Source organism: Phenylobacterium sp. (assembly GCF_024508875.1).
Lineage (GTDB): Bacteria > Pseudomonadota > Alphaproteobacteria > Caulobacterales > Caulobacteraceae > Phenylobacterium.
The window spans coordinates 66043-74032 of record NZ_JANINU010000001.1; the positions used below are offsets into that span (position 1 = coordinate 66043).

General features: G+C 71.5%; 6 protein-coding genes. 3 read left to right on the top strand and 3 right to left on the bottom strand.

Annotated elements, in window-relative coordinates; all coding sequences use genetic code 11:
- Positions 1–51 precede the first annotated feature (51 nt).
- Positions 52–1419, bottom strand: a complete 1368-nt coding sequence (locus Q0L11_RS00325) for a citrate:proton symporter (protein WP_296594843.1) — start codon at positions 1417–1419, stop codon at positions 52–54.
- Positions 1420–1556: 137 nt separating this feature from the next.
- On the opposite strand from Q0L11_RS00325, the gene Q0L11_RS00330 reads away from it, so the two are divergent.
- Positions 1557–4799 (top strand): carboxyl transferase domain-containing protein, encoded by a 3243-nt coding sequence (locus tag Q0L11_RS00330; protein WP_296594850.1) that lies wholly within the window; start codon positions 1557–1559, stop codon positions 4797–4799.
- Between the two features lie 59 nt (positions 4800–4858).
- Positions 4859–5641 (top strand): SDR family NAD(P)-dependent oxidoreductase, encoded by a 783-nt coding sequence (locus Q0L11_RS00335; protein ID WP_296594844.1) that lies wholly within the window; start codon positions 4859–4861, stop codon positions 5639–5641.
- A 3-nt stretch (positions 5642–5644) separates the two neighbouring features.
- On the opposite strand, the gene Q0L11_RS00340 is transcribed toward Q0L11_RS00335, so the two are convergent.
- Complete coding sequence (locus Q0L11_RS00340) at positions 5645–6100, bottom strand: BLUF domain-containing protein (RefSeq protein ID WP_296594845.1); 456 nt, start codon at positions 6098–6100, stop codon at positions 5645–5647.
- Between the two features lie 85 nt (positions 6101–6185).
- Complete coding sequence (locus tag Q0L11_RS00345; protein ID WP_296594846.1) at positions 6186–7085, bottom strand: DUF4198 domain-containing protein; 900 nt, start codon at positions 7083–7085, stop codon at positions 6186–6188.
- A gap of 108 nt (positions 7086–7193) precedes the next feature.
- On the opposite strand from Q0L11_RS00345, the gene Q0L11_RS00350 reads away from it, so the two are divergent.
- A partial coding sequence (locus tag Q0L11_RS00350; RefSeq protein ID WP_296594847.1) for an FAD:protein FMN transferase occupies positions 7194–7990 on the top strand: 797 nt, incomplete at its 3' end.

Below are 7990 nucleotides of genomic sequence, written 5' to 3' on the forward strand. Positions count from 1 at the left end.
CCTCGCGAGGTTCGCGGCGTTCGGATGGCGAAGCATCCCTCGATCGCCTCGTCACGCCCTCAGAGGGAAGACGCCCAGCAGCATCGCACCCAGGGCGAGCACGACGCAGGTGGCGGTCGCCCAGCGCATCGTGAAGCGCTGGTGGTCGCCGAACTCCACGCCCGAGAGGCTCACCAACAACCAGGTCGAGGGCACCAAGGGGCTGAGCAGGTGGAACGGCTGGCCCACCAAGGCCGCCGCGCCGATCGCCGGCTTGCCGATCCCGTAGTGCGACGCGGCCTCGGCCAGGACGGGCAGCACGCCGAAGTAGAACGCGTCGTTCGAGACGAAGAACGTGCCTGGCAGGCTGAGGGCGGCGGTGATCGGGGCGAGGTAGGGACCCATCGACGGCGGGATGAGCGCGAGCAGGCTCTTCGGCATCGCCTCGACCATTCCGGTCCCGGACAGGATGCCGGTGAAGACGCCGGCGGCGAAGACCAGGGACACCATGGCCAGGACGTTCGGCGCGTGGCTGGCGATACGGGCCTTCAGCTCCTCCATCCGTGGGTAGTTGACCAGCGCCGCGACCGCGAAGCCGAGCATGAACAGCACAGACAGCGGCATCACGCTGGCGACCAGCACGCCGAGCAGCAGCGCGGTCAGCGCCGCATTCGCCCAGAGCAGGCGCGGGCGGCAGGCCGCGGGGTCGGTCGAGACGGTCACCTGGCCGCCCTCGGTCAGGGTCAGGTCGGATATGCCGGCGATCTGATCGTTCCAGGCGCCGGGGACCGCGCGTGGAATGGGCGGCGCCGGCAGCTCGAGGCGCCCGAGGCGGCGCCGTTCGGCCCGGCCGTAGAGCCAGGCCAGGAGGACCAGCCACGCCAGCGCCAGGGCCATCGCCGGGATCATCGGCAGGAACAGGTCGGCGGGCTCAAGCTGCAGCGCCGCGGCGGCCCGCGCGGTCGGCCCTCCCCAGGGCGTCAGGTTCATGATCCCGCTGCACAGGATGATCAGGCAGGCCATGATCAAGGGGTTCAGGCCGAGGCGCCGGTAGAGCGGCAGCAGCGCCGTGCAGGCGACCATGTAGGTGGTCGAGCCGTCGCCATCGAGCGAGACGAAGGTCGCGAGGATCACCGTGCCCACCACGACCCGCACGGGATCACCGTGGACGACGGCGAGCAGCCGTCGGACCACCGGATCGAACAGGCCGGCGTCGATCATCAGGCCGAAGTAGAGGATCGCGAACATGATCATCGCCGCGGTGGGGGCGATCTTGGTGACGCCCGCGAGCATCATCTCGCCCAGCTCCGGCGCCTGGCCGGCGAGCGCTCCGAACAGGACGGGCACGACGATGAGCGCGACCAGCGGGGCTACCCGCCGGGTCATGATCAGCGTCATGAAGGTGGCCACCATCAGGAAGCCGAGGATCGACAGCAACATGGCGGGCCCACCCGGACGAGTCGCCGTCAGCCTAGCGGCGTTCGCGATACCGGCAATTCGAGGGGTTCCGGCCGTCGGGGCAGGGCGCCTATGATGGCGACGATGCAAGTCCGACCTCTCGCCGAACGGGTGCGCGGCTGAAGCGCCTATTCATCGCCAACCGGGGCGAGATCGCCATCCGGGTCGTCCGCGCCGCCGCCGATCTGGGGATCGCGACGGTGGCCGCCTATTCGCAGGACGACGCGACCTCGCTGCACGTGCGGCTGGCCGACGAGGCCGTGGGGCTGAAGGGTGTCGGCCCGCGCGCCTACCTCGACGTCGACGCGCTGGTGGCCGCTGCGGTCGGCGCCCGCTGCGACGCCGTGCATCCGGGCTATGGCTTCCTGTCGGAGAACGCGGTCTTCGCCCGCGCCTGCGCCAAGGCAGGCCTGACCTTCGTGGGCGCCAGTCCCGAGGCGCTGGAGCTGTTCGGCGACAAGGCCCGGGCCCGCGCCTTCGCCGCCGAGCATGGCGTGCCGCTCGCCCGGGGAACCTCCGGCCCCGCTACCCTGGAGGAGGTGCGCGCGCTGCAGGCCGACGTCGCCGGACCCGTGATGATCAAGGCGCTGGCCGGCGGCGGCGGCCGCGGGATGCGCTTGGTGGAGGCCGCCGAGGATCCGGCAGCGGCGTATGACGCCTGCGTCCGCGAGGCCGAGGGCGCGTTCGGCGACGGACGGCTCTACGCCGAGGCGGTGATCCCGCGGGCGCGTCACATCGAGGTGCAGATCGTCGGCGACGGGACATCGGCCGTGGCCATCCACGATCGCGAGTGCTCGATCCAGCGGCGCCGACAGAAGCTGATCGAGGTGGCGCCGGCGATCGGGCTGTCGTCCGAGGTGAGGCTGAAGCTTCAGGAGGCCTCGATCCGCATGGCGACGGCGGCGCGCCTGCGCGGCCTCGCCACCTTCGAATACCTGCTCGACGCCGGCGACGGCCGGACCGTGGCCTTCATGGAGGTCAATCCGCGCCTCCAGGTGGAGCACACGGTCACGGAGGCGGTGACCGGCCTCGACCTCGTGCAGATCCAGATCGGCCTGGCCGCGGGCGGCAACCTAGCGGACCTGGGCGTCGCGGCCGGCCCGCCGCCTGTCTCGGGCGCCGCGATCCAGCTTCGCGTCAACCTGGAGAGCCTTGGGGCGGACGGCCAGGTCGCGAGCGGCGCCGGCGGCGTGCTTGGCCGCTATGAGCCGCCCAGCGGACCCGGCGTGCGCGTCGACGGCTACGGCTACGGCGGCTATCGCACGAACCCGGCGTTCGACTCCCTCCTCGCCAAGATCATCGTGCATGCGCCGACCCTGGCCGCGGCCGCCACCCGTGCCGGGCGGGCCGCCGCCGAGTTCCGGATCGAGGGCGCCCCTACCAGCCTGCCGCTGCTCCGAGCCGTGCTGGAACGGCCCGAGTTCGCCGGAGGCCGGGCCGATACGAACTTCCTCGAGGCGAACCTACCGGGGCTGCTGGCCCGGGCGGCCGAACTCGCGCCGCCGCCGGTCGCCGAGGACGCTGGCGCCGCCGCCCGCACTCAGGTCGCGACGCCGCCCGGCACGAAGCCCGCGCCTGCTCCGCTGCGGGGTACGGTCGTCAGCCTGGAGGTCGCGGCCGGTGACACCATCGCCGCCGGCCAGCCGGTGGCCGTGCTGGAGGCCATGAAGATGCAGCACGTCGTGTCCGCCCCCGTGGCCGGCGTGGTCCACGGCCTGGCCGCGGCGGTGGGCGAGACCCTGGACGAGGGCGCCCCCCTCGCCTTCATCGAGCCCGGCGAGGAGGTCGCCCAGGCGGTCGCCTCGGAAGAAGTCGATCTGGACCGCGTGCGGCCGGATCTCGCCGAGGTGCTGGCCCGCAACGCGCTGACCCTGGACGCCGCCCGTCCCGACGCCATCGCGCGCCGCCGCCGGACGAACCAGCGCACGGCCCGCGAGAACCTCGACGATCTGTTCGATCCGGGAACGTTCAAGGAATACGGCGCCCTGGCGATCGCCGCCCAGAAGCGCCGCCGCTCGGTGGAGGACCTGCAGGTCAACACCCCGGCCGACGGCATCGTCACCGGCGTGGGCGAGGTGAACGGACAGCGCTGCGTGGCGCTCGCCTACGACTTCACCGTGCTCGCGGGCACGCAAGGGCACTTCAGCCACAAGAAGACCGACCGCATCCTGGAATTCGCCGAGCACTGGAAGCTGCCGGTGATCTGGTACACCGAAGGCGGCGGCGGGCGGCCTGGCGACGTGGACGTGGGCGGGCTCTCAGCCTCGTCTCTGGACACCACCAGCTTCACGACCTTCGCACGCCTGTCGGGGATCGCGCCGCGGATCTCGATCAACTCGGGCCGCTGCTTCGCGGGCAACGCGGTGTTCTTCGGCTGCGCCGACATCACCATCGCCACCGAATATTCCAATATCGGCCTGGGCGGACCGGCGATGATCGAGGGCGGCGGCCTGGGCGTCTTCACGCCGGACGAGATCGGCCCCTCGGCCGTGCAATACGCCAACGGTGCGCTGGACCTGCTGGTGGCCGACGAGGCCGCGGCGACGGCCGCGGCGCGCCAGCTCCTGGGCTATTTCCAGGGCGACGTCGCCGATTGGACCTGCCCGGACCAACGCCTGCTGCGCCATCTGATCCCCGAGAACCGGGTGCGGGCCTACGATGTGCGCCGGGTCATCGAGACCCTGGCCGACACCGGCACGTGGATCGAGCTGCGCGGCGGCTACGGCAAGGGGATGATCACCGGCTTCCTGCGGATCGAGGGCCGGCCGCTGGGCCTGATCGCCAACGACCCGCGCCACCTGGGCGGCGCCATCGACAGCGAAGGCGCCGAAAAGGGCGGCCGGTTCCTGCAGCTCTGCGACGCCTACGGCGTGCCGGTGATGAGCCTGTGCGACACGCCCGGCTTCATGGTCGGCCCCGACAGCGAGGCCACCGCCGCCATCCGCCGCGGCTCGCGGCTGTTCGTGACGGCGGCGGGCATGACCGTGCCGCTGTTCGCCGTAGTGCTGCGTAAGGGCTACGGCCTGGGCGCCCAGGCCATGACGGGCGGCGACTTCTCGGCCTCGGCCTTCACCATCGCCTGGCCGACCGCTGAGTTCGGGCCCATGGGCCTGGAGGGCGCCGTGCGCCTCGGCTACCGCAAGGAGCTGGACGCCGAGCCCGATCCGGCGGCGCGCGAGGCGCTGTTCCAGAAGCTGGTCGGCCGCATGTACGAGAACGGCAAGGCGATCTCCGTGGCCCAGGTCAACGAGATCGACGCTGTCATCGACCCCGCCGAGACCCGCGACTGGATCGTGCGCGGCATCAAGTCGTGCCCGCCCCGGGCGCCGGGCGCGGCGCGGTCGTTCGTCGACGTCTGGTAGCGGTTGCCTGACGCTGGGTGCGGTCGGGCAAAGCTCGGCGACTGCATTCCGGAGCGATCATGAAACTCGACAACACCATCTCGGCCGTCATCACCGGCGGCGCCTCGGGCCTGGGCGCGGCGACCGCGCGGCGGTTGGCCGGCCACGGCGTGAAGGTGGCCATCTTCGACCTCAACCCCGAGACGGGCGAAGCGCTCGCGAAGGAGATCGGCGGGGTCTTCTGCCAGGTGAACGTGACATCGTCGGAAGACGTGGACGCCGCCTTCGCCAAGGCGCGCGCCGCCCACGGCCAGGAACGGATCCTCGTCAACTGCGCCGGCGTCGGCGGCGGGGCCAAGACGGTGAGCCGCGACAAGGAGACGGGCGCGGTCAAGGAATACCCACTCGAGAACTTCGAGCGCATCATCCAGGTGAACCTGATCGGCACCTTCCGTTGCATCACCAAGAGCGCGGCCGGGATGCTGAGCCTGCCCGTGCTGGAGGACGGCGACCGCGGCGCCATCGTCAACACTGCGTCGGTGGCCGCCGAGGAGGGCCAGATCGGGCAGGTGGCCTACACGGCCTCCAAGGCCGGCATCGTCGGCATGACGCTGACCATCGCCCGTGACCTTTCCAGCGAGGCCATCCGGGTGAACACCATCCTGCCCGGCATCTTCGACACGCCGCTGCTGGGCCGCGCGCCCGAGCACGTGAAGGCGGGCCTGGCCGCGTCGGTGACGTTCCCGAAGCGCCTTGGCGTGCCCGAGGAGTATGCCCAGCTCGCCGAGACGATGATCACCAACGGCTACTTCAACGGCGAGGACGTGCGCCTCGACGGCGCCATCCGGATGACGCCGCGATAGGTCTCACGACGCGGCGATGAGGCGCTCGTGCAGGGCGTCGAGCCGGTGGGCGTGGCGTAGCGCGACGCCTTCGAGGTGCTGGAGCAGGGCGCCTGCTCCGGCTCCGCCGACGTCGAACCCGATGTCCGGCGGGCTCAGCACCGTGTCGTCGAGGTCCGAGAGGTAGAGGCCGCACATCGACCAGCGGGAGAAGCGCCGCTCGTCGATGCCGACCAGCAGGCGCAGCCTGACGTCCTCATGCCGGGCATCCTTAAGGATCCGCTCGTAGCAGGCGGTGACGCGCAGGTCGGGCCCTTCCAGCACCTGCACGAACCGCTCGCCGTCCCCGAGGAGGAAGCCGGTGATGGCGTCCTCGCGGTTGCGCAGCGCCGAGACGATCAGGATGTCCTGCATCGTGCTCGTGATCCGCGAGGCGCCGGCGTCGGAGAGGCGGCTGACGTAGAGTAGGCGGCAAAGCATCGGCGACCGTAACAGTGTGACGCCGAGGAATAGGGTGTGTCTTGAGCCTGGGAAAGGCGCCGATGCGGAAGCGTCGGCGGCCAGGCTATCGCGAGACCTCGAAGGTCAGGCTGTAGGTGGTGGTCTTGGCGACCGGGACCATGGGATGGCCCTCCACGCGACCGGGCCAAGTGGCGACGAGGACGTAGACGCCAGCCTCCTCGATCTTGAGGGAGGCCGCTCCATCCGCCCCCGATCGGGCCGCGTTCGTGTAGCGCTTCTCTTCATAGAAGTCGCCGCCGCGATAGACGGCGTAGGCGACGTTGCCGACCGGTTGGCCGTCATTGAGGAAGCGCAGCTTGACGGGCTCTCCCGCGAAGATTTCGTTGGGATGGGTGATGAGTTCGGCCTCGAAGCCCTTGCCGGTCGGCTTCAGGGCGCCTCGGTCGGGAGCGCCGCGCGTGACGTAGGTCTCGGCGCGCAGGTAGGAGACAGCGTTCATGGTCTCGGCTCCGGCCGGCACCGCCGCCTCCTCGATGCCGCGCCCCCCGCCACCGGGAGGCGCAACTCCACCCGGACCGGTCGGACGGGCGCCTTCGGAGCGCGGCGCCTCCGGGCGGCTTGGGCCGCCGGCCGGGCGGACCATCTTCCATTCGCCGTCGACCTTGGCCCACTTGGCTGCGCGCCCGGGGCGTTCCCCGGTGGTGATGCGATAGGTGCCGGCCGCGGGCAAGGCCGCCTCGACCACCGTGAACTCCCTGGTGTTGACGACGCCGGTCGCCTTGACCGGCTCGCCGTCGGGCCCGGTGACCCAGTAGTCGCCCTCGCCGCGGATCGGGAAATCCATGGCGAAGAAGTGGTCGGCGGCCATGCCCGACTCCAGCGTGACGAAGTCGCGCTTGGGTCCGAAGGTGGTGGGCTTGATGTACGGCATGTGCGCCGCCTGCGCCGCCTGAGCGACCAGAAGCGCGCCGAGAACGCCCGCGAAACCCGCCACCCGATGCATTTTCACATCTCCACCTGAGCCATGCCTTGCTAATGCGAACCATTCGCACATACAAGGGCCGTCGTGGTTTTGGGGCGCACGAACGCCCAGCATCTGTTCGGAGCCGTCATGTCGTCGCTTCTCGCCGTTTCCGCCCTTCTGGCCAGCGTCTCGGCCCCCAGCGCAGCGGCGAGCGAGACCTGGTCGTTCCACTTGGACCACGTTCTGGGCACGTCCTTCGACATGGCCGTCGAGGGGGGCTCCCGGGCGGAGGCAGAGTTCGCGTTCGCGGCGGCGGCGAGCGAGATCGCGCGGCTGGACCGGGTGCTGAGCGGCTGGCGCGCGGACAGCGAACTCTCGGCCCTGAACCGGGCCGCCGAGCGCCGGGTGTCGCCCGACCTCTTCGCCGTCCTGTCCGCCTGCGAGTCCTGGCGGACGCGGACGGGCGGCGCGTTCAGCGCGCGGCTGGGCGTCGCCGAGGGGCTCGGGGAGGCGGAGGCGATCTGCGCCGCCGTGGCCCACGCAGAGGCGGCGGACGTCGGGCTGGACCGGGCCACCCGGACCGTCTCGCGGCCGGAAGGCGTCACGTTCGCGGTGGACGGGCTGGCCAAGGGCTATGTGATCGACGCCGCCCTCTCCGCGGCCCGCCGCGCCGCCCCCTGCGCGCGAGCGATGATGATCGACATCGGCGGCGACATCGCCTGCTTCGGCGACCGCGCCTGGAGCCTGGGCGTGGCCGACCCGGCGAACCTCGCCGACAACGCGGCGCCGGCCGCGGTGGTGCGCGTGTCGAATGGCGCGCTGGCGGTGAGCGGCCCCGGAATGCGCGACCGCCTGGTCGACGGCGCGGTGCGATCGCACCTGACCGACCCCGCGACCGGCGCGCCGGGGCCCGCGCGCCAGGCGGCGGTGCTCGCCGCCGACGC

Bases quoted from the DNA above. Each gene is read 5' to 3' on its own strand.
- Q0L11_RS00335 (WP_296594844.1), top strand. From the start codon at position 4,859: ATGAAACTCGACAACACCATCTCGGCCGTCATCACCGGCGGCGCCTCG.
- Q0L11_RS00345 (WP_296594846.1), bottom strand. From the start codon at position 7,085: ATGCATCGGGTGGCGGGTTTCGCGGGCGTTCTCGGCGCGCTTCTGGTC.
- Q0L11_RS00325 (WP_296594843.1), bottom strand. From the start codon at position 1,419: ATGTTGCTGTCGATCCTCGGCTTCCTGATGGTGGCCACCTTCATGACG.
- Q0L11_RS00340 (WP_296594845.1), bottom strand. From the start codon at position 6,100: ATGCTTTGCCGCCTACTCTACGTCAGCCGCCTCTCCGACGCCGGCGCC.